At 56.0% G+C, this 19,319-nt stretch carries 29 protein-coding genes and 2 tRNA genes; 29 read left to right on the top strand and 2 right to left on the bottom strand.

All coding sequences use genetic code 11. From position 1 onward, the window contains the following. Window positions 1-148: 148 nt before the first annotated feature. A complete protein-coding gene (locus JWZ97_RS12065; RefSeq protein WP_205429492.1) occupies window positions 149-2,098 on the top strand; it encodes a hypothetical protein in 1,950 nt (649 codons plus the stop codon). A 139-nt stretch (window positions 2,099-2,237) separates the two neighbouring features. Here the strand turns inward: JWZ97_RS12065 and JWZ97_RS12060 are convergent, their stop codons facing one another. Continuing rightward, the gene (locus JWZ97_RS12060) at window positions 2,238-3,383 is read right to left on the bottom strand and encodes a GNAT family N-acetyltransferase (protein ID WP_205429490.1); all 1,146 of its coding nucleotides are present in this window, start codon (window positions 3,381-3,383) and stop codon (window positions 2,238-2,240) included. 3 nt (window positions 3,384-3,386) lie between these two features. After that, the gene (locus JWZ97_RS12055; protein WP_240342331.1) at window positions 3,387-3,935 is read right to left on the bottom strand and encodes a DUF938 domain-containing protein; all 549 of its coding nucleotides are present in this window, start codon (window positions 3,933-3,935) and stop codon (window positions 3,387-3,389) included. Window positions 3,936-4,189: 254 nt separating this feature from the next. Between JWZ97_RS12055 and JWZ97_RS12050 the strand changes: the two genes are divergently transcribed. The 28 genes from JWZ97_RS12050 (at window position 4,190) to secY (ending at window position 19,305) form a co-directional block, all read left to right on the top strand. Beyond that, window positions 4,190-4,266 (top strand) — tRNA-Arg (locus JWZ97_RS12050). A gap of 63 nt (window positions 4,267-4,329) precedes the next feature. Continuing rightward, a tRNA-Asn gene (locus JWZ97_RS12045) sits at window positions 4,330-4,405 on the top strand. Window positions 4,406-4,594: 189 nt separating this feature from the next. After that, window positions 4,595-4,969: a 30S ribosomal protein S12 gene (gene rpsL, locus JWZ97_RS12040; RefSeq protein ID WP_205429486.1), complete on the top strand. Its 375-nt coding sequence runs from the start codon at window positions 4,595-4,597 to the stop codon at window positions 4,967-4,969. 21 nt (window positions 4,970-4,990) lie between these two features. Next, a complete protein-coding gene (rpsG, locus tag JWZ97_RS12035) occupies window positions 4,991-5,461 on the top strand; it encodes a 30S ribosomal protein S7 (RefSeq protein WP_205429484.1) in 471 nt (156 codons plus the stop codon). Window positions 5,462-5,499: 38 nt separating this feature from the next. Beyond that, a complete protein-coding gene (gene fusA / locus JWZ97_RS12030; protein ID WP_205429475.1) occupies window positions 5,500-7,596 on the top strand; it encodes an elongation factor G in 2,097 nt (698 codons plus the stop codon). A gap of 37 nt (window positions 7,597-7,633) precedes the next feature. Next, window positions 7,634-8,824, top strand: coding sequence for an elongation factor Tu (gene tuf / locus JWZ97_RS12025; protein ID WP_205429473.1), 1,191 nt, complete (start codon window positions 7,634-7,636; stop codon window positions 8,822-8,824). Between the two features lie 5 nt (window positions 8,825-8,829). Continuing rightward, on the top strand, window positions 8,830-9,141 hold the full coding sequence (rpsJ, locus tag JWZ97_RS12020; RefSeq protein WP_205429471.1) for a 30S ribosomal protein S10: 312 nt from the start codon (window positions 8,830-8,832) through the stop codon (window positions 9,139-9,141). Between the two features lie 30 nt (window positions 9,142-9,171). After that, window positions 9,172-9,810, top strand: a complete 639-nt coding sequence (rplC, locus tag JWZ97_RS12015) for a 50S ribosomal protein L3 (protein ID WP_205429469.1) — start codon at window positions 9,172-9,174, stop codon at window positions 9,808-9,810. 15 nt (window positions 9,811-9,825) lie between these two features. Beyond that, window positions 9,826-10,446: a 50S ribosomal protein L4 gene (rplD, locus tag JWZ97_RS12010; protein WP_205429467.1), complete on the top strand. Its 621-nt coding sequence runs from the start codon at window positions 9,826-9,828 to the stop codon at window positions 10,444-10,446. Next, window positions 10,443-10,736 carry a 50S ribosomal protein L23 gene (rplW, locus tag JWZ97_RS12005; RefSeq protein WP_205429465.1) on the top strand — a complete coding sequence of 98 codons (294 nt, stop codon included), beginning with the start codon at window positions 10,443-10,445 and terminating at the stop codon, window positions 10,734-10,736. The genes rplD and rplW overlap by 4 nt, the downstream gene beginning before the upstream one ends. Window positions 10,737-10,783: 47 nt before the next feature. Then, a complete protein-coding gene (gene rplB, locus JWZ97_RS12000; RefSeq protein ID WP_205429463.1) occupies window positions 10,784-11,611 on the top strand; it encodes a 50S ribosomal protein L2 in 828 nt (275 codons plus the stop codon). A 19-nt stretch (window positions 11,612-11,630) separates the two neighbouring features. Further along, window positions 11,631-11,903, top strand: coding sequence for a 30S ribosomal protein S19 (gene rpsS, locus JWZ97_RS11995; RefSeq protein WP_205429461.1), 273 nt, complete (start codon window positions 11,631-11,633; stop codon window positions 11,901-11,903). A 17-nt stretch (window positions 11,904-11,920) separates the two neighbouring features. Next, entirely contained in the window at window positions 11,921-12,256 is a 336-nt protein-coding gene (gene rplV, locus JWZ97_RS11990; RefSeq protein WP_205429459.1) for a 50S ribosomal protein L22, read from the top strand. A gap of 11 nt (window positions 12,257-12,267) precedes the next feature. Beyond that, window positions 12,268-12,936, top strand: coding sequence for a 30S ribosomal protein S3 (rpsC, locus tag JWZ97_RS11985; protein WP_205429451.1), 669 nt, complete (start codon window positions 12,268-12,270; stop codon window positions 12,934-12,936). Window positions 12,937-12,952: 16 nt separating this feature from the next. Beyond that, window positions 12,953-13,366, top strand: a complete 414-nt coding sequence (gene rplP / locus JWZ97_RS11980; protein WP_205429449.1) for a 50S ribosomal protein L16 — start codon at window positions 12,953-12,955, stop codon at window positions 13,364-13,366. Next, window positions 13,366-13,560 carry a 50S ribosomal protein L29 gene (gene rpmC, locus JWZ97_RS11975; RefSeq protein WP_240342330.1) on the top strand — a complete coding sequence of 65 codons (195 nt, stop codon included), beginning with the start codon at window positions 13,366-13,368 and terminating at the stop codon, window positions 13,558-13,560. Before rplP ends, rpmC begins: the two co-directional genes overlap by 1 nt. Then, a complete protein-coding gene (gene rpsQ, locus JWZ97_RS11970) occupies window positions 13,557-13,817 on the top strand; it encodes a 30S ribosomal protein S17 (RefSeq protein ID WP_205429440.1) in 261 nt (86 codons plus the stop codon). Before rpmC ends, rpsQ begins: the two co-directional genes overlap by 4 nt. A 36-nt stretch (window positions 13,818-13,853) precedes the next feature. After that, window positions 13,854-14,222, top strand: coding sequence for a 50S ribosomal protein L14 (rplN, locus tag JWZ97_RS11965; protein ID WP_205429438.1), 369 nt, complete (start codon window positions 13,854-13,856; stop codon window positions 14,220-14,222). Window positions 14,223-14,239: 17 nt separating this feature from the next. Continuing rightward, window positions 14,240-14,557, top strand: coding sequence for a 50S ribosomal protein L24 (rplX, locus tag JWZ97_RS11960; RefSeq protein WP_205429437.1), 318 nt, complete (start codon window positions 14,240-14,242; stop codon window positions 14,555-14,557). A 20-nt stretch (window positions 14,558-14,577) separates the two neighbouring features. Then, window positions 14,578-15,117 carry a 50S ribosomal protein L5 gene (gene rplE / locus JWZ97_RS11955; RefSeq protein WP_205429435.1) on the top strand — a complete coding sequence of 180 codons (540 nt, stop codon included), beginning with the start codon at window positions 14,578-14,580 and terminating at the stop codon, window positions 15,115-15,117. Between the two features lie 14 nt (window positions 15,118-15,131). After that, window positions 15,132-15,437 (top strand): 30S ribosomal protein S14, encoded by a 306-nt coding sequence (gene rpsN / locus JWZ97_RS11950; RefSeq protein ID WP_205429433.1) that lies wholly within the window; start codon window positions 15,132-15,134, stop codon window positions 15,435-15,437. Between the two features lie 67 nt (window positions 15,438-15,504). Beyond that, window positions 15,505-15,900, top strand: a complete 396-nt coding sequence (gene rpsH / locus JWZ97_RS11945; RefSeq protein WP_205429426.1) for a 30S ribosomal protein S8 — start codon at window positions 15,505-15,507, stop codon at window positions 15,898-15,900. 31 nt (window positions 15,901-15,931) lie between these two features. Then, on the top strand, window positions 15,932-16,465 hold the full coding sequence (gene rplF / locus JWZ97_RS11940; RefSeq protein ID WP_205429424.1) for a 50S ribosomal protein L6: 534 nt from the start codon (window positions 15,932-15,934) through the stop codon (window positions 16,463-16,465). 8 nt (window positions 16,466-16,473) lie between these two features. Further along, window positions 16,474-16,830 carry a 50S ribosomal protein L18 gene (gene rplR, locus JWZ97_RS11935; RefSeq protein ID WP_205429422.1) on the top strand — a complete coding sequence of 119 codons (357 nt, stop codon included), beginning with the start codon at window positions 16,474-16,476 and terminating at the stop codon, window positions 16,828-16,830. A 9-nt stretch (window positions 16,831-16,839) separates the two neighbouring features. After that, window positions 16,840-17,358 carry a 30S ribosomal protein S5 gene (gene rpsE / locus JWZ97_RS11930; protein WP_205429421.1) on the top strand — a complete coding sequence of 173 codons (519 nt, stop codon included), beginning with the start codon at window positions 16,840-16,842 and terminating at the stop codon, window positions 17,356-17,358. Further along, window positions 17,355-17,540 carry a 50S ribosomal protein L30 gene (rpmD, locus tag JWZ97_RS11925; RefSeq protein WP_205429419.1) on the top strand — a complete coding sequence of 62 codons (186 nt, stop codon included), beginning with the start codon at window positions 17,355-17,357 and terminating at the stop codon, window positions 17,538-17,540. The genes rpsE and rpmD overlap by 4 nt, the downstream gene beginning before the upstream one ends. Before the next feature lies 1 nt (window position 17,541). Next, window positions 17,542-17,979 (top strand): 50S ribosomal protein L15, encoded by a 438-nt coding sequence (gene rplO, locus JWZ97_RS11920; RefSeq protein ID WP_205429417.1) that lies wholly within the window; start codon window positions 17,542-17,544, stop codon window positions 17,977-17,979. Next, window positions 17,980-19,305, top strand: a complete 1,326-nt coding sequence (gene secY / locus JWZ97_RS11915; RefSeq protein WP_205429416.1) for a preprotein translocase subunit SecY — start codon at window positions 17,980-17,982, stop codon at window positions 19,303-19,305. Window positions 19,306-19,319: the final 14 nt, after the last annotated feature.

Genomic DNA, 19,319 nt, shown 5'->3' with positions numbered 1-19,319 from the left:
ATTCCGTACAGAAAAGTGCGGCTCCTAGCCGTAAGCTGTCGCGGCATCATTTTCGCCCGATTGCATCGATAAGAAGCCGTCCGGCGCCTCGCTGTCGATGATGCCGGACTAACTGTTCAGGTTTGCGCCAGCCCTGCAGGAGGATCTCATGCGACTCGGAAACTTTGCCTTATCCTTGGTTGCCGTACTCTGTATCGTGTCCAGCGGCCAATCGAGGGCGGTCAGCATCACCCAGCGTGCCGGAGACAACTTCCGCACCGCCGCGAATAACCACGAATTCTTGCTCGACAAGCAAAACGTCACCGCCAAGAAATTCGGCCTGCTGCGCACCTACGATTTCGACGCAAAAGTGGAAACCCAGCCCTTGGTGGTGGAAAACGGCGCCGGCTCGGATGACCTGGTCATCGTGACCACCATGCAGAACGAGGTCATCGGCATCAATGGCCGCACCAATGCCACCGTCTACAAGGTGAAGCTCGGTCCCGCCGCGGACACATCGGGCCGCGACGATATGGACATGTGGGGGCACACGCCGACGTGGGGCATCTCGGCGACGCCCATCATCGACCCGGCGAGCAACACGCTGTTCGTGGCTGCCTGGGTGCTCAAGACGCCGGGCGACAACCGTTTCCGGGATTATTATGTACACGTCCTGAATCCCTTGAACGGCACGCCCAAGGCCGCGCCGGTGCGCATCTTCGGCCAATCGCAGGAAGGCAATGGCTGCTGGTTCAACGACGCAAACGCGACATTCACCGACGGCAGTGGCCAGCAGAAACAATATGCCTATCCGAAACTGCGCGCCGGGCTGGCCCTGACGGGCAACGACGGCCTGGTGCTGGCCTTTGCCGCCAACGGCGAATCATTCAAGGGCGGGCGGGCCAATCCGCACGGTTTCGTCGTGGCCTACGACACCCGCGGCCTGCTTCAGCAGGCCGGCGTTTCGCGCGATCCGGCCATATTTTGCGCGACCGCCTTCAATTCCTGGGGCGGCGGCATCTGGCACGCGGGCGGCGCGCCGGTCACCGACGGCGACATGATCTACGTGGCCAGTTCCAACGGCACGTCCAACAACGGCGACACGGATCTGAGCGAGAGCATGGTCAAGCTCCAATTCGTTCCGGGCAGCGGCGGCTCGCGGCCGTCGCTCAACAGGATAGATTTCTACAAGGCTTTCATGGACGAACGGACTTCGGGCGCGGGTTGCTTGTGGAGCGGCAACGACACGGAAGTCTCCTGCGGCCGCGCGCCGGTGGGCAGCGCCGGCGCCGACTGGGATTTCGGCGCGGCGGGTCCTCTGATGATTCCGGGATCGAGCGTGCTGCTACAGGGCACCAAGGACGGCATTCTCTACGGTCTGGACAAGAACGATCTCGGCCGGCACGACAAGTTCGACCGCCTCTTGTTCAAGCCGCCGCTGGTGGCTTCCTACCACGGCGGCGGCGAGGCGGAGAACTGGGACCGGGCGAACCGCCTCAACCGCAGCCTGCCTTGTCCGTCGAATTCCGATCACGGCTGGTTCCAGCCTTGCGGCGATCCGGAAAACAACCGCATGCACCATATCCATTCCCTGGCGCTGGTGCTGCGCGACAACTCCGGCGGCATCGTGCATGTCTGGGGCGAAAACGCCAATCTCAAGTCCTACAACGTTTCCACCTCGGCCGGCGTGCGTCCGACCTTCCGGGCCGAGGGATCGGAGATCGCGTCTGGTAACGAGGACTCTCCGGGCGGCATGCCCGGCGGATTGCTGATGGTGTCGGGCAAGCCCTCGGCCATTTCCGGGCTGCCGGGCGCGGTCGATTTCGGTTCGGCCATATTGTGGGTGGTCTACGCCAAATACGGCGATGCCAACAAGCATTTCGCCGAAGGCCAGTTGGTCGCCTATGACGCCACCACCATCCTGCCCGGCGGCAAGCTGAAACGGCTGTTCCGCACGGGCGATGGATCGCGCGGCGGTCTCGGCAAGATGTCCCGCATGATACCGCCCGTGGTCGCCAATGGGCGCGTCTATGTGATGATCTACCGCGTCGCGGCGGACAACGAGACGGTCGTGGGCAGTCAGTTGAAGGTATACGGGCTCAAGCGGGCATCGAGTTAGCTCGATCAGATGACGCCGGTCTATCGTTCGGCGTCGTTCTCGAAGTGGCCGGCGGCCCGTCGCGGCTTTTACAGTATTGCGGCAAGGCTTATTCAATAGGCCGAGGCAGGTGGCACCGAAGCCTGAGACATCGATGGCCTCAGGAAGTTTGCTGCTGAATTTTGTAGGGTAAACGCTCCGCCATTTCCGCCTCGTAGTCCTGCACGGCCGTGTCTTCGCGGGCCAGGAAGTCGGCCACGGCGCGGCGCATGCGTGGATCCGCGATCCAGAATGCCGACCAGGTCGGTGCAGGTTCGAAGCCGCGGGCCAGTTTGTGCTCGCCTTGGGCTCCGGGCTCGAAGCGTCGCAGGCCGTGGGCGATGGCGTATTCGATGCCGCTGTAATAACACAGTTCGAAATGCAGGCCGGGGCTATCGATGTCCGTCCCCCAGTGACGGCCGAACAGGACGGCGCCGTTCCGGTAGCAAATGGCCGAAGCGACCGGTTGCTCGTCTCGCCAGGCGACGAACACCACCATCCGACGCGCCAGGGCTGCCCCAACGCGCTGGAAGAACTCCAGGGAGAATGCGGGGTGATTGCCGTAGCGGCTGAAGGTATCTCGGTAATGCCTGTGGATCGCCTTCCACAACGAGGCATCGATCTCGTCGCCATGCCGGACCTCGATGCGCAGCCCGGCATCGCTCACCTGGCGGCGCTCGCGCTTGACCTTCTTGCGTTTTTCGGCGTTGAAGGTTTCGAGGAAGTCTGTGAAATCGCGGTAACCCCGGTTGAACCAGTGGAACTGGACTCCGCGCCGGAGCAGCAGGCCGGCGGATTCCAGCAGACCGTGGTCCGCCTCGCGGGCAAACAGGCATTGCCAGGACGAAACCCCCAATTCCTGCACCAGGTCGAGCGCCGCGGCTATGAGGGTGGGCGCGGCGCTTACCTCCGGTTCTGCCCGCGTCAGCAGGCGCGGACCGGGCGAGGGCGTAAACGGAACGCCGGTCACCAGCTTGGGGTAATAGTCCAGCCCGGCCTGGCGCCAGGCCGAGGGCCAATGCCAATCCTGGGAGAAGTCCCCGAAGGAATGACTGCGCAGATAGAGCGGGAGCAGTGCGGTCAAGCGATCGTGGTCGTCGCGCAGAGTCAAATGCAGGGGGCGCCACCCGAGACCTTCATCGGCCGCGCCCGTCTGCTCGGCTATGCCCAGGAATGCGCGGTTGATGAAGGGGTCGTCGTCCGTGTCGAGTGCATTCCAATCGGCTTCGGGTAAATCGTGCGCATGTTCGAGTAGGATTGCACGCATAATTCAAGGCCTCACGAATTGCCAGATCAAGGCGCGGTTATTGGCAGGCATCGCTCGGTCTTCGAGCAATTCCAGGCCGATGCCGGTTGCCAAATCGGCCACCGCTTCGAAGTCGCGTATGCCTTGGCGCATATCCCTGGCCTTAAGCCAGGCGTCGAAGTCGGCGTTGCTCGGGCTGCTGTACCGGCCTTCGTAGTTGAAAGGGCCGTAGATCGCCAATTTGGCCCCGGAGGCCATGACGGATTTGAGCCCGGCAAAGAATCGCTCGACCTCGGTCCAGTGCATGATGTGCAGGGTGTTCGCACTGAAGATCGCATCGTAGGGTCCGCCGGGCCAGGCACCGCTTACGTCCAGTTCAATAGGGGGCGGCGTGTTGGGCAGGGCCGCTTCATCCAGCCATGTTCGAATGCCCGACAGATTTTCCGCGCGATCGGAGCATTGCCAAGCCAGATGGCTCAGGGCTTCGGCGAAGTAAACCGCGTGCTGCCCAGTGCCGCTTCCTATCTCCAGAACATGACCGCAGCGCGCGAAATATGTGCGTAGGATGTCCAATATCGGCTCCCTGTTACGTATGCAGGAAGGAGCATGAGGTTTGATGGAAGGTTCCACGCCGCATTGTCCGCTGAGAGGGAGGATATCTTTATACCGTGCCTGAACGTAAATTGGATGAATCAGACTGTTGCGATCCGCTCGCAGGCCGCCCCGCGCGACGGTGTGGAGCCGAGGAGACCGAGGTGAGCTCTGAGCCGATGCAAAATAGGTGTTGACAGGAAAGGGTGGGATGTCCATAATGCGCATTCTGTAGCGCGCCCGTAGCTCAGTTGGATAGAGTACCTGGCTACGAACTAGGTGGTCGGGAGTTCGAATCTCTCCGGGCGCGCCATTTTTTTTGCGCAGTAATCACAGGGCGGTTCCATCCTCCTGTGGTTGGTAAATTCTACGTTACTCCCCTGTAGCTCAGTCGGTAGAGCAAGTGACTGTTAATCACTGGGTCGGCGGTTCGAGCCCGTCCGGGGGAGCCAAATCGTAAAGAGCTTACATGCGTGTAAGCTCTTTTTTTTACACAACGTTCGCGGTTGACGTGGTGTGGCATTTGCTATAGATTTGCCCTCTTCACTGCGCGCGGCCGCGCTGCTTAGCGGGGCGCGGGTTGTGGCGTTTGTTTTTATTAATGTAGCTGCAGGGTTAGGCAATATACCGGAGTATCGGGAATGACCACTATCAATCAATTGGTTCGGAAGCCGCGAGTTAGTAAGAAAGAAAAAAGTAATGTGCCGGCGCTTGATAGTTGCCCGCAGCGCCGCGGCGTATGTACGAGGGTTTATACCACGACCCCGAAAAAGCCGAATTCCGCGCTTCGTAAGGTCGCTCGTGTGCGCTTGACGAATGGTGCCGAGGTCACGAGTTATATCGGCGGTGAGGGGCATAACCTCCAGGAACACTCTGTCGTACTGATTCGTGGCGGTCGTGTAAAGGACTTGCCGGGTGTGCGTTATCACATCGTGCGCGGCAGTCTCGATACTGCGGGTGTGGCGAAGCGCCGTCAGGGGCGTTCCAAGTACGGCGCTAAGCGTCCTAAGGCTTAATTAATTGCGGGTCTTATAGCAATGTCCAGAAGAAGAAATTCAGTTAAAAGAGAAGTCAATCCGGATCCGCGTTTTGGCAGCGAGACGCTGGCGCGCTTCGTCAATATGCTGATGGTCGATGGAAAGAAGTCTGTCGCCGAGAAGATCGTTTACGGCGCGCTGGATTATATCGAAGGCAAGACCGGTCAGAACTCCGTCGATGTTCTGACGAAGGCCTTGGAAAATGTGCAGCCGGTGGTCGAGGTGAAGTCGCGTCGCGTGGGCGGTGCCACTTATCAGGTACCGGTGGAGGTACGTCCCGCCAGACGATCCGCGCTCGCGATGCGTTGGCTGATCGATGCGGCCCGCAAGCGGGGCGAGAAAGGCATGGGCTTGAAATTGGCCGGTGAGGTCATTGACGCCCATGAGAATCGCGGTTCGGCCGTTAAGAAGCGCGAAGATACCCATAAGATGGCTGAGGCGAATAAGGCGTTCTCGCATTATCGCTGGTAAGTCCGCTGTAATTACTATAACGCCGGTAGGTTGAGGTCGTGGCCCGCACAACGCCCATTGAGCACTATAGAAATATAGGCATCATGGCTCATATCGATGCGGGCAAGACGACCACGACCGAGCGTGTGCTTTTTTATACCGGGGTTTCGCACAAGATTGGCGAAGTCCACGACGGTGCGGCCACCATGGATTGGATGGAGCAGGAGCAGGAGCGCGGAATCACGATCACGTCCGCGGCGACCACCTGTTTCTGGCGGGGTATGGATGGCGGGTTTCCGCAGCATCGGATCAACATTATCGATACGCCGGGACACGTCGATTTCACGATCGAGGTAGAGCGGTCCTTGCGTGTGCTGGACGGCGCCTGCGCTGTGTTTTGTGCGGTCGGCGGAGTTGAGCCGCAATCGGAGACCGTCTGGCGTCAAGCCGACAAGTACCGCGTTCCCCGTCTCGCGTTCATAAATAAGATGGATCGCACCGGGGCAGACTTTCTGCGGGTTGTCGGTCAGATCAAGAGCCGGCTGGGTGGCAATCCGGTGCCGCTGCAATTGCCAATAGGTGCCGAAGAGCATTTCAAGGGCGTGGTCGATCTCGTGAAGATGAGGGCCATCTACTGGGATGACGCGACTCAGGGCACTCGCTTCGAGGAAAGGGATATTCCGGCCGAAATGGCGGCGGATTGCGCGGGTTGGCGCGAGAAGTTGGTCGAGGCTGCGGCCGAGGCCAGCGAAGATCTGATGGTCCGCTATCTGGAGGGGGTCGCGCTCAGTCCTTCTGAGATCAAGAGCGCCATTCGCCAAAGGACCATCGCGGGCGAGATCGTGCCGGTGCTCTGCGGTTCGGCCTTCAAGAACAAGGGCGTGCAGGCGATGCTGGATGCCGTGATCGAGTATATGCCATCGCCGATAGACATTCCGCCGGTGTCGGGGCATCTCTCCGGCGAGAGCGAGGGGCATCGCAAGGCGGACGACCAAGAGCCTTTTTCCGCGCTGGCGTTCAAGATCGCGACCGACCCCTTCGTCGGGGCTTTGACATTCATCCGTGTTTATTCCGGGGTTCTTGCTTCGGGTGATACCGTTTACAACCCGGTGAAGAGTCGGCGTGAGCGTATCGGGCGCCTGGTCCAGATGCACGCGAACAATCGCGAAGAAATCAAAGAGGTCCGTGCGGGCGACATCGCCGCAGCGATCGGTCTGAAGGACGTCACGACGGGTGACACCCTTTGCGATCAGAAAGAGATGATCACCCTCGAACGTATGGAATTCCCGGAGCCGGTGATATCGGTCGCCGTGGAACCCAAGACGAAGTCGGATCAGGAAAAGATGGGCTTGGCGCTGAGTAAGCTTGCGCAGGAGGACCCTTCTTTCCGCGTGCATACCGACGAAGAGACGGGGCAGGTCATCATTTCAGGGATGGGTGAATTGCATCTAGAGATCATCGTCGATCGCATGAAGCGTGAGTTCGGGGTGGATGCCAATGTGGGCGCTCCGCAGGTGGCTTACCGCGAGACCATACGATCCGGCGTGGAGCAGGAAGGCAAGTACGTCCGCCAAACCGGTGGGCGGGGGCAGTACGGTCATGTCTGGCTGCGTATCGAGCCTCTGCCGCCGGGAACCGGGTACGAGTTCGTCAACGGGGTCGTCGGTGGGGTGGTTCCGAAGGAATACATCCCAGCGGTGGATAAGGGTATCCAGGAGCAGTTGCAGAATGGTATACTCGCTGGCTTCCCAGTCGTGGACGTAAAAGTGACGCTGTTTGACGGGTCCTACCACGACGTTGATTCGAACGAAATGGCCTTCAAGATCGCGGGCTCGATCGGATTTAAAGAAGGCGCGCGCAAAGCTAATCCGGTTTTGCTTGAGCCGATCATGAAGGTCGAGGTAGTAACGCCCGAAGACTACATGGGAGATGTGGTGGGCGATATTAACCGGCGCCGAGGGGTGATCCATGGAATGGAAGACATGCCTTCGGGTAAGGCGATCAGCTGCGAAGTCCCGCTGTCGGAGATGTTCGGGTACGCCACGGATCTACGCTCGGCGACCCAGGGGCGAGCGACGTACAGCATGCAATTCGAGAAGTACGTCGAAGCGCCTTCGAATGTCGCCGATGTGGTGATTAAAAGATTGACCACCTAGAGCAACCAGAATTCAAGATAGAACGAGGTAGTAAACCGTGTCCAAAGAGAAATTCACGCGCACCAAGCCGCACGTCAACGTGGGAACGATCGGTCACGTCGACCATGGCAAGACCACTCTGACGGCTGCTCTGACCAAGATCGGCGCCGAGCGTTTCGGTGGCGAATTTAAGGCCTACGATCAGATCGATGCGGCACCGGAAGAGCGCGAGCGCGGTATCACCATCGCCACCGCCCATGTCGAGTACGAATCGCCGACGCGCCACTACGCCCACGTGGATTGCCCCGGTCACGCCGACTACGTCAAGAACATGATCACCGGCGCCGCGCAGATGGACGGCGCGATCCTGGTCTGCTCCGCCGCTGACGGCCCCATGCCGCAGACCCGCGAGCACATCCTGCTGGCCCGCCAGGTCGGTGTGCCCTACATCGTCGTGTTCCTGAACAAGGCCGACATGGTCGACGATCCCGAGTTGCTCGAGCTGGTCGAAATGGAAATCCGCGAACTGCTCAGCACCTACAAGTTCCCGGGCGACGACACCCCCATCATCATCGGTTCCGCGCTCAAGGCGCTGGAAGGTGATCAGAGCGACATCGGCGTGCCGGCCATCCACAAGCTGGTGCAGGCGCTGGATGACTACATCCCGCTGCCCGAGCGTCCGGTGGACCTGCCCTTCCTGATGCCGATCGAAGACGTGTTCTCCATCTCCGGTCGTGGCACCGTGGTCACTGGCCGTATCGAGCGCGGCAAAGTCAAGGTTGGCGAAGAAGTCGAGATCGTCGGTATCAAGAACACGGTCAAGACCACCTGCACCGGCGTCGAAATGTTCCGCAAACTGCTGGACGAAGGTGTGGCGGGCGACAACGTCGGCGTGCTGCTGCGCGGCACCAAGCGTGAAGACGTCGAGCGCGGCCAGGTACTGGCCAAGCCGGGCACCATCACCCCGCACACCCACTTCGAAGCCGAGATCTACGTCTTGTCGAAGGAAGAAGGCGGTCGTCACACCCCGTTCTTCAACGGCTACCGTCCGCAGTTCTACTTCCGTACCACCGACGTCACCGGTGCGGCCGAACTGCCGGAAGGCGTGGAAATGGTCATGCCGGGCGACAACATCAAGATCACGGTCAAGCTGATCGCCCCGATCGCGATGGAAGAAGGTCTGCGTTTCGCCGTGCGCGAAGGCGGCCGCACCGTCGGTGCGGGTGTGGTTTCCAAGGTCATCGAGTGAGCAAAATGTCTAAGCAAAGAATACGCATCCGGCTGAAAGCGTTCGATCATCGCCTGATTGACCAATCGGCTTCTGAAATTGTCGAAACCGCAAAGCGCACCGGAGCTCAGGTCCTCGGTCCGATTCCTCTTCCGACGAAGAAAGAGCGCTTCACGGTTCTGGTGTCTCCGCACGTTAACAAGGATGCGCGCGACCAGTATGAATTACGGACGCATAAGCGATTGCTCGATATCATCGAGCCTACCGACAAAACGGTGGATGCGCTAATGAAGTTGGATTTGTCGGCCGGCGTGGACGTACAAATTAAGCTGAATTAATAAATAAAAAAGTTCTATTGGAGTTAAGAAATGGCGATTGGTTTGGTTGGGCGCAAATGCGGAATGACGCGCATCTATGCCGAGGATGGTTCGGTTATTCCTGTAACGGTGCTGCAGGTAGATCCAAATCGAATTGTCCAGGTTAAGACCGTCGACAATGACGGCTACCGCGCGGTTCAGGTAACAACCGGTGAGAAGAAGCGATCGCGTCTGTCGAAGCCACTCGCCGGCCATTATGCCAATGGGGGCGTCGAGGCCGGTCGCGGTCTGTGGGAATTCAGACTGAGCGACGCCGATACTACCGAATATGCCGTTGGAGCCGTCCTGGATGTCAATCAGTTCGAGGAAGGCCAATATGTCGACGTGCGCGGCTTCACTATCGGCAAAGGCTTTGCTGGCGTCATAAAGAGATACAACTTCCGGACTCAGGACGCGACGCACGGTAACTCCCTGTCTCATCGTGCTCCCGGTTCCATCGGCCAAAACCAGACGCCGGGACGTGTATTTAAGGGCAAGAAGATGGCCGGCCACTTGGGGGCCGAGTATAAGACGGCAGAAAACCTTAAGGTGGCGGCAATCGATCAGGCCAAGTCGCTGTTGTTGATCAAAGGGGCGGTGCCGGGTCCGCGCGGTGGCGACGTGGTCGTACGTCCGGCCGTCAAGAAATAATCAGGATACATCGAAATGAGCCTACAAATCCCGTTAATTAAAAACGGAAAGAGTGGAGAAGCTCTAGAAGTCTCAGAGCTTGTGTTTGGTCAGGACTTCAACGAGTCACTCGTGCATCAGTTGGTAGTGTCCTACCTGGCCGCCGCCCGGTCCGGGACCAAGGGTCAGAAAACCCGGGCCGACGTAAGCGGAGGCGGTGCGAAACCCTGGAAGCAAAAGGGGTCTGGTCGCGCCCGTGCCGGTACTACGAGAAGTCCGTTGTGGAGAACCGGTGGTGTTACCTTCGCGGCGCGTAACCGTTCCTACAAACAGAAGCTCAACAAGAAAATGTACCGGGCTGCGCTGCGGTCCATCTTTTCCGAATTGCTGAGACAGGATCGTTTGATCGTGACGGATGATATTTACCCATCCGCGCCCAAGACCAAAGAGCTGAACAGCACTCTGAAGAATCTGGGGCTGAGTAACGCACTGATTATTACGGACGCCGTAAACGTCGATCTCTACTTGGCCGCCCGGAATCTTCAGGCCGTTGAAGTCTCCACGACTAGCGCCCTGAGTCCGGTGTCGCTCGTACATAGCGACAAGGTGATATTGACCGCGCAAGCCGTTAAGAATCTTGAGGAAAACCTGGGATGAAAAAACAAGACTTGATACGAGTGCTGAAGGGCCCGGTAATTTCGGAAAAGAGCTCCAGTGCGGCCGAAAGTAATAATCAGGTAGTATTCCGGGTGAAAAGCGCCGCGAATAAGGCACAGATTAAAAAAGCCGTCGAGACATTGTTCGAGGTTAAAGTTGCGTCGGTCAACGTGCTTAATGTGAAAGGGAAAGACAAACGTTTCGGAAGATTTGTCGGACAGAAGTCGGACTGGAAGAAAGCCTACGTAAAACTTCAGCCCGGTTTCTCGATAGACCTGTCTGCGGCTTAAGCGAATCACCCCGGCTAGGCGGTATCAGTAAATACTGGAACAAGAAAATGGCTCTAATTAAATCAAAACCAACGTCGGCTGGCGCGCGCTTCGTAGTGCGGGTAAAAACTGAGGGGCTCTATAAGGGACGACCGTATGACGCCCTATTAGAGAAAAAGTCGAAGACGTCAGGACGTAATAATCAAGGCCGGGTGACGACGCGCCACAAGGGCGGTGGCCACAAGCAGCATTATCGCGTCATCGATTTCAAGCGCGACAAGCTCGAAATCGCGGGAATCGTGGAACGAATCGAATATGATCCGAACAGGACCGCGCATATCGCCCTGATTCTTTATCGCGATGGCGAGAGACGATATGTGATCGCTTCCAAGGGGCTTCAGGTGGGACAGGAAGTCATTTCGTCGGAGTTTGCGCCAATAAAAGTTGGAAACAGTCTTCCATTGAGGAATATCCCGCTGGGTTCGCAGATCCATTGCGTCGAGCTTAAGCCCGGTAAAGGGGCGCAGATCGCTCGCAGCGCCGGTGCCTCGGTACAACTCGTGGCCAAAGAAGGCGCATATGTGACCGTAAGGTTGCGCTCCGGCGAGATGCGCAAAATCCTGGCAAGCTGCAAAGCTGTGATCGGCGAAGTTTCCAACTCTGAACACAATTTGGTGTCGTTGGGAAAAGCGGGTGCCTCGCGATGGCGCGGTGTGCGGCCCACCGTTCGAGGCGTGGCCATGAACCCAGTCGACCATCCGCATGGCGGTGGTGAGGGTCGGACTTCAGGAGGCCGTCATCCAGTGTCTCCTTGGGGAACGCCGACGAAGGGCTACAAGACTCGCAATAACAAGCGAACAGATGAAATGGTCGTTCGCAGTCGCAAGCAAAGATAAAAGTTAGGAGTAAGTAAGCGTGCCGCGTTCTATTAGCAAAGGTCCATTTGTAGACCACCACATTCTGAAAAAGGTTCTGGAAGCCAGCCAAAGTGGGACGAAAAGACCCATCAAGACTTGGTCGAGAAGGTCGATGGTAATCCCGGAAATGATAGGGCTGACCCTGGCCATACATAACGGTAAGCAACATGTGCCCGTTCTTATTTCGGATAATATGGTTGGGCACAAATTGGGTGAGTTTGCTCCGACGCGAACTTACAAAGGCCATCAGGCCGATAAGAAATCGAAATAAGTGGTTTGGTGATAACGATGGAAACCTCAGCGAAGCTAAGCAATGCCCGCGTCTCTCCACAGAAAGCCCGATTGGTTGCCGATCAGATTCGGGGGCTGAGCGTTAGTAGCGCGATAGACCTGCTGAATTTCAGCAATAAGAAGTCGGCTCAGATTGTCAAGAAAGTGCTTGAATCGGCCATCGCCAATGCCGAGCACAATGATGGTGCCGACGTCGATGAGCTGAAAGTCTCTTCCATCTATGTAAATGAAGGACCAGTTCTGAAGCGTATGCAGCCTAGAGCCAAGGGGCGGGGTAATAGAATAGCTAAAAGAACCAGTCACATAACTGTTAAAGTTTCAGAAAATAACTAAGGGTCTTTATCATGGGGCAAAAAGTACATCCAACCGGCATTCGGTTGGGATATATTAAAGACTGGACCTCGCGCTGGTATGCCAGCAGCAAGAACTATCCGGAATTCCTGTATAAAGACATCAAGATTCGCGAGTTTCTGAAGGCCAAGCTGGGGCACGCGTCCATCAGCCGGATACAGATCAACCGCCCAGCTAACAACGCACACATAACCGTACACACGGCGCGCCCAGGCTTGGTGATCGGCAAGAAAGGCGAAGACATCGACGCGCTGCGCCGCGAGATCTCCCGAATCCTCGAGGTACCCGTTCAGCTGAACGTCGAAGAGATAAGAAAGCCGGAGCTCGACGCGCAATTGGTGGCCGAAGGCGTCGCGCAACAGCTCGAAAAACGCATCATGTTCCGTCGGGCCATGAAGCGCGCGGTGCAAAACACGCTGCGCCTTGGTGCGGAGGGCATAAAAATCAACGTTGCCGGTCGTCTGAACGGAGCAGAAATCGCGCGGACGGAATGGTACCGCGAAGGAAGAGTGCCGTTACACACCTTCCGGGCCGATATCGACTACGGCTTTGCGGAAGCTCACACGACGTATGGCGTCATTGGCGTCAAGGTGTGGATATTTAAGGGCGAAGTATTCCATGCGGCGAGCGACGCAAAATCAGCTGGCATAACCGAAGCGTAACTGAGGAATTCGAAGTATGTTGCAGCCGAAGAGAACAAAATATAGAAAGCAGATGAAAGGAGACAACCGGGGTCTTGCTCACAAGGGGAGCAAGGTTAGCTTCGGTGAGTTCGGGCTTAAGGCCGTTGACCGGGGCAGAATCACTGCCCGGCAGATCGAAGCGGCAAGACGGACAATCTCTCGTCATGTCAAGCGCGGTGGAAAAATCTGGATCCGGATTTTTCCGGACAAGCCGATTTCGAGAAAACCGCTAGAAGTTCGTATGGGAAGCGGCAAAGGTAGTGTAGAATACTGGATTGCTCAGGTGAAGCCGGGAACCATGCTCTATGAACTCGAAGGCGTGAGCGAGGAACTTGCGCGCGAGGCGTTTCGTCTGGCGGCTGCCAAGCTGCCGATCAAGACGACCTTTACGCATCGAACGGTGATGTGATGAAAGCAACAGAATTGAGACAGAAAACCGTGGAAGAACTGGATACAGTTCTGAGCGATTTATACAAAGAACAGTTTAACCTTCAAATGCAGAAAGCGACCGGTCAGTTGGGCAAGCCCGACCGGATCAAGAAGGTCCGCCGAGATATCGCCCGTGTGAACACGGTAAAAGCTGAAAGAGGTTTGGCCGTATGAGTGAAGCACAGCAAAGCCCGCGTACCGTTGCTGGCAAGGTCGTCAGTAACAAAATGGATAAGTCCATTTCGGTCGAAGTGCAACGGTTGGTTCCCCATCCGGTATACGGAAAATACATCAAGCGGACTACAAAGTTGATGGCGCACGATGAAAACAACGAGTGCCATGAAGGCGATATCGTGGAAATTGTGGCCAGCCGCCCGTTATCGAAAAACAAGACCTGGGTTCTTCATCGTATCGTAGAAAAAGCGAAGTAAGAACATAATTATTAATTAGGGCTTGAGGATCATACGATGATACAGATGCAGACGTGTCTGGACGTCGCCGACAACAGCGGCGCTCGCCAGGTTATGTGTATTAAAGTGCTGGGCGGTTCGCATCGACGCTACGCTAATATCGGCGATGTAATTAAGGTGAGTGTCAAAGACGCTATTCCCCGCGGGCGTGTTAAAAAAGGCGAGGTGTATAACGCCGTCGTCGTTCGTACTCGCAAGGGTGTGCGGAGATCGGACGGCTCCGTGATCCGTTTCGACGGAAATGCCGCAGTTTTGTTGAATAACCAGCATCAACCACTGGGAACGCGTATCTTCGGGCCGGTAACGCGTGAACTGCGGTCGGAGAAATTTATGAAGATCATTTCTCTGGCTCCAGAAGTGATTTGACGGTTCGGGGTAAAGAAATGCGCAAAATTAAAAAAGGTGATCGAGTTGTCGTGCTCGCCGGTAAGGATAAGGGCAAACAAGGCACGGTGCTCGAAATCGCAAACAACGATCGAATCCTGGTTGATGGCGTAAACCACGTCAAAAAGCATCAAAAACCCAATCCGACTCTGTCCAGAGCGGGGGGCATAGTCGAAAAAGCGTTGCCTGTGCACGTATCGAACGTCGCCCTACTTAACCCGGCGACTAACAAAGCCGACCGCGTAGGCTTCAGGTTATTGGCTGACGGGCGTAAAGTGCGCTATTTCAAGTCTACCAACGAAGTAGTCGACGCCTAATAGCGAACGAAGAGTTGATCATGGCCAGATTACAAAGTTTATACAAAGAAAAGATAGTCGCAGAGTTATTCGCGAAAAACCAGTATAGCTCCGTCATGCAGGTTCCCAGACTGCAAAAGATAACTCTCAACATGGGAGTCGGCGAGGCGGTGGCTGATAAGAAAATCCTGCAAAATGCCGTAGAGGATATGCAGAAGATTGCCGGGCAGAAACCGGTAATCACCTACGCGAGGAAGTCGATCGCGGGGTTCAAGATTCGCGAAGGCATGGCGGTAGGATGCAAGGTTACTCTCAGGCGCGAGAAAATGTATGAGTTTCTCGATCGTCTTATCAGTATTGCGATCCCTCGAATCCGGGATTTCCGCGGCTTGAGCCCGAAATCCTTTGACGGACGCGGCAGCTATTCGCTGGGAATTAGAGAGCAGATCATTTTTCCGGAGATCGATTACGACAAAATCGATGCGATTCGGGGTCTTGATATAACGATCACGACGAGTGCTCGCACCGACGAAGAGGCTCGTGTACTGCTTGAACAGTTCAAGTTTCCGTTTCGCACCTAATCGCGTACAAGACAATGGCAAAAAAATCCATGATCGCTCGGGAAGTCAAGCGTAAGGCACTGGCTTCGAAACACTATCAGAAACGCCAGCAACTGAAGGGAATCATAAAGAGCGCCAACTTGACGGATGACGAGCGCTTTGATGCGCAATTGAAACTACAAAAGCTCCCGCGTGATTCGTCTCCGTCCAGGGTCCGGAATCGTTGCAATCTTACCGGCCGTCCCCACGGGTATTATAGAAAGTTCGGTCTAGGCAGAAACAAACTGCGCGAGTCGGTTATGCGCGGTGACGTTCCGGGCGTAGTCAAGGCCAGCTGGTAAAGAACTGCAGAGCTCGGCGACTATAAAGACACGAAGGCAAGACAATTAACTTAAGGTAATAGCGACTATGAGTATGACCGATCCCTTGGCGGATATGTTTACCCGCATCATGAATGGACAAACAGCCGGTAAGTCAGAGGTGACGGTTCCATCTTCTAAGTTGAAGCAGGCTATTTGTTCTGTTCTGAAAGAAGAAGGTTATATCGAGAGTTTCTCGGCGAGCGATAGCGATGCGAAGCCGGAGTTGACTATTTCCTTGAAGTATTACAAGGGTGCTCCTGTTATAGAGTCGTACAAGCGGGTCAGTAGACCCGGTCGCCGGGTATACAAGTCGAAAGACGAGCTGCCAAGCGTACTAGGCGGATTGGGCATAGCCATCGTTTCGACCTCCAAAGGTGTGATGGCGGGAAACCGCGCGAGCCACCTGGGTCAGGGGGGCGAAGTCCTTTGCGTCGTGTCATAAGCGATACGCTTCTTCAGTCCAGGAATTAAACATGTCAAGAGTAGCCAAAAATCCCGTTGCATTGCCAAAAGGCGTAGAAGCGACTTTGAACGGGACACTGCTTCACGTCAAGGGTGCCAAAGGAGCATTGACCGCCCGACTGCATCCTTCGGTCGGCGTCGGCATCGGTGACGGCGCCATCACCGTAGATAACTCCAAAACGGATAAGGTTGCAAACGCCTTGGCCGGAACCACCCGCGCAAATATTAATAACATGGTGGTCGGAGTCAGCGCTGGATACGAAAAGAAATTGACTTTGGTCGGTGTCGGGTATCGTGCGCAGGCGAAGGGCAATGTATTGAGCCTTTCCTTGGGGTATTCCCACCCCGTCGAATATGAAGTGCCGGAAGGTATCGTAGTCGAAACGCCCGTCCAAACGGAAATAGTCGTAAAAGGTTGCGACCGCCAGTTGGTCGGCCAAGTCGCTGCCAATATCAGAGCCTACCGGCCGCCGGAGCCTTACAAAGGGAAAGGCGTGCGATACTCGGATGAAGTGATTATTAAGAAAGAAGCCAAGAAGAAATAAGGTGCGCTGTGGATAAGAAAGAATCTAGATTGAAGCGAGCTGCGAAGACCAGGCACATTATTCGCTCCCTCGGCGCCAACCGCCTTACCGTACACAGGACGCCAAAGCATATTTACGCGCAGGTGTTTTCCGCCGACGGATCACAAGTGGTGGTAAGTGCATCTACGTTGCAAGCGGATGTCAAATCCAAGCTCGAAAGCTACACGGGGAACGTGGCTGCAGCAAAAGTAGTCGGGTCCGTGCTGGCTCAGAAGGCGTTGTCCGCAGGCATTACTCATGTGGCTTTCGATCGCTCGGGTTTCAAATATCATGGCCGCGTCAAAGCATTGGCCGATGCCGCCCGTGAAGCCGGTTTAAGTTTGTAGAGAAAGAAAATGGCAAATACATCGAGTCAAGCGAGCTCCGCAGATGGTCTTCAGGAAAAGCTCGTCGCAGTCAGGCGAGTGGCGAAAGTTGTAAAAGGCGGGCGACAATTCGGTTTTACGGCGTTGACGGTAGTCGGCGATGGCAACGGCCGCGTTGGATACGGGCTATGCAAGGCCAGGGAAGTCCCGGTTGCAATACAGAAGTCTATGGAACAGGCGCGGAAAAACCTGCGCAAAGTTGCCCTAAACGGCGACACCTTGCAGTATCCGATCGTTGCTAGTACTGGAGCCGCGAAAGTGTTCATGCAACCGGCCTCGGAGGGTACAGGTATCATCGCCGGCGGCGCGATGCGCGCAGTTTTCGAAGTGGTGGGTGTCCATAACGTTCTCGCAAAATGCATCGGCACGAATAACCCAATCAATGTCGTTCGCGCAACGATAAAGGGCCTGTCCGAGATGCGGGATCCTAAACATGTCGCGGCTAAGCGTGGGCTTACACTGTCAGAACTCAGGGGACAGGAGAAATGAGTCAGAAACTGCTCAAAGTAACGCAGATCAAAAGCAAGAATGGCCGGCTGGAAGCTCACAAGGCGTGCCTGCGAGGGCTAGGGATACGCCGTATTCATCAGACCGTCTCCGTGTCGGACACGCCTGAAAACCGGGGCATGATTGCGAAAGTATCCTACATGCTAAAAGTCGAGGCTCAGTAACATGTTTCTAAATACAATTGCGCCTGCGCCGGGAAGCCGGAAGAAAAACAAGAGACTTGGCCGCGGCATCGGGTCTACGCTCGGTAAAACAGCCGGTAGGGGTCATAAGGGCCAACATGCCCGGGCTGGTGGCTTCCACAAGGTCGGTTTCGAAGGCGGTCAGATGCCGTTACAGCGCCGTCTGCCTAAGGTGGGTTTCAAATCTCATCTCAAAGCTTCTGTCGCTCAAGTTCGGCTTAGCGAGCTAAACGGTTTCCCGGAAGGGGTGACCATAGACATCGCTGCGCTTATCGCGGCCAATGTCGTGCCGGCTAGAACAAAACGGGTGAGAGTATTCGACTCTGGAGAGTTGAACGGTTCCGTGACTCTCAGGGGAGTATCGGTTACCCGCGGAGCGCGGGCGCTGATTGAGTCCAAGGGCGGCAAAGTAGAGGCCTAAGTGAATACCTTGAATCCAGCGCTGACAGAGAGATTTGGTCGTTTAACCGAGTTGCGCCAGCGTTTGCTGTTTGTTCTCGGCGCGTTGGTTGTTTATAGGATAGGCGCACACATACCGATACCTGGGGTGGACCCTAGGGCACTGGCTGCGATGTTTCAGCAGCAGGGCGGGTCGATTCTCGACATGGTCAACATGTTTTCCGGTGGCGCGCTCAAGAGGCTCAGTATCTTTGCCTTGGGCATCATGCCCTATATATCGGCGTCCATCATCCTCCAATTGATGGCGGTGGTAATCCCGCAACTGGAGCAGATCAAGAAAGAAGGCGAGTCCGGGCGAAAAAAAATAAATCAGTACACCCGGTACGCGACGGTGGTTTTGGCCAGCTTCCAGGCTGTGGGTATCGCATTGGCGCTACAAAACCAAGTAGCCTCCGGCGTTCCGGTCGTAATCAGTCCAGGATGGCAATTTGTTTTCATCACGGCTGTTTCCTTGGTGTCTGGAACCGTTTTTCTGATGTGGCTCGGTGAGCAGGTTACCGAGCGCGGTATCGGCAACGGTATTTCGATTATCATTTTTTCCGGTATCGTGGCGGGTCTACCCTCCGCTGTCGGGGGTACGCTCGAATTGGCTAGAACCGGGGAAATGGGGCCTCTCGCCGTGATAGCGTTGTTTGCGATCGCATTCGCGGTTACCGCTCTGGTGGTGTTCGTAGAGCGCGGGCAGAGACGCATCACCATCAATTATGCTAAGAGGCAGGAAGGCCGCAAGATGTATGCGGCGCACAAGAGTTTTCTTCCTCTGAAGCTCAATATGTCGGGCGTTATCCCACCGATTTTCGCCTCGAGTATTATCCTGTTCCCGGCGACGTTAGCCGGTTGGTTTGGTAACTCGGCTAATATGGGTTGGCTGCAAGACGTGGCGACGACGCTCTCGCCCGGACAGCCTCTTTATGTGATCTTTTACGCGGCAGCCATAGTGTTCTTCTGCTTTTTCTACGCGGCACTGGTGTTTAATTCTACCGAGACCGCCGAGAACTTGAAGAAGTCTGGTGCCTTCATACCTGGTGTGCGTCCGGGCCAGAATACCGCAAGTTACATCGACGGGGTAATGACGCGTCTGACTTTGGCCGGTGCAATCTACATCACGTTGGTGTGCCTGTTGCCGGAATTCCTGATTGTGTATTGGAACGTGCCTTTCTATTTTGGTGGTACGTCATTGCTTATTATCGTCGTGGTCGTTATGGACTTCATGACCCAAATGCAGACTTATATCATCTCTCATCAGTATGAAGGATTGATGAAGAAATCCCATATAAGCATCAATTGAATCAAGTTTATCAG

Origin of the sequence: Methylococcus sp. EFPC2, assembly GCF_016925495.1 — a bacterium.
Classification (GTDB): Bacteria; Pseudomonadota; Gammaproteobacteria; order Methylococcales; family Methylococcaceae; genus EFPC2.
This window is presented reverse-complemented; position numbering and strand designations above follow the sequence as displayed.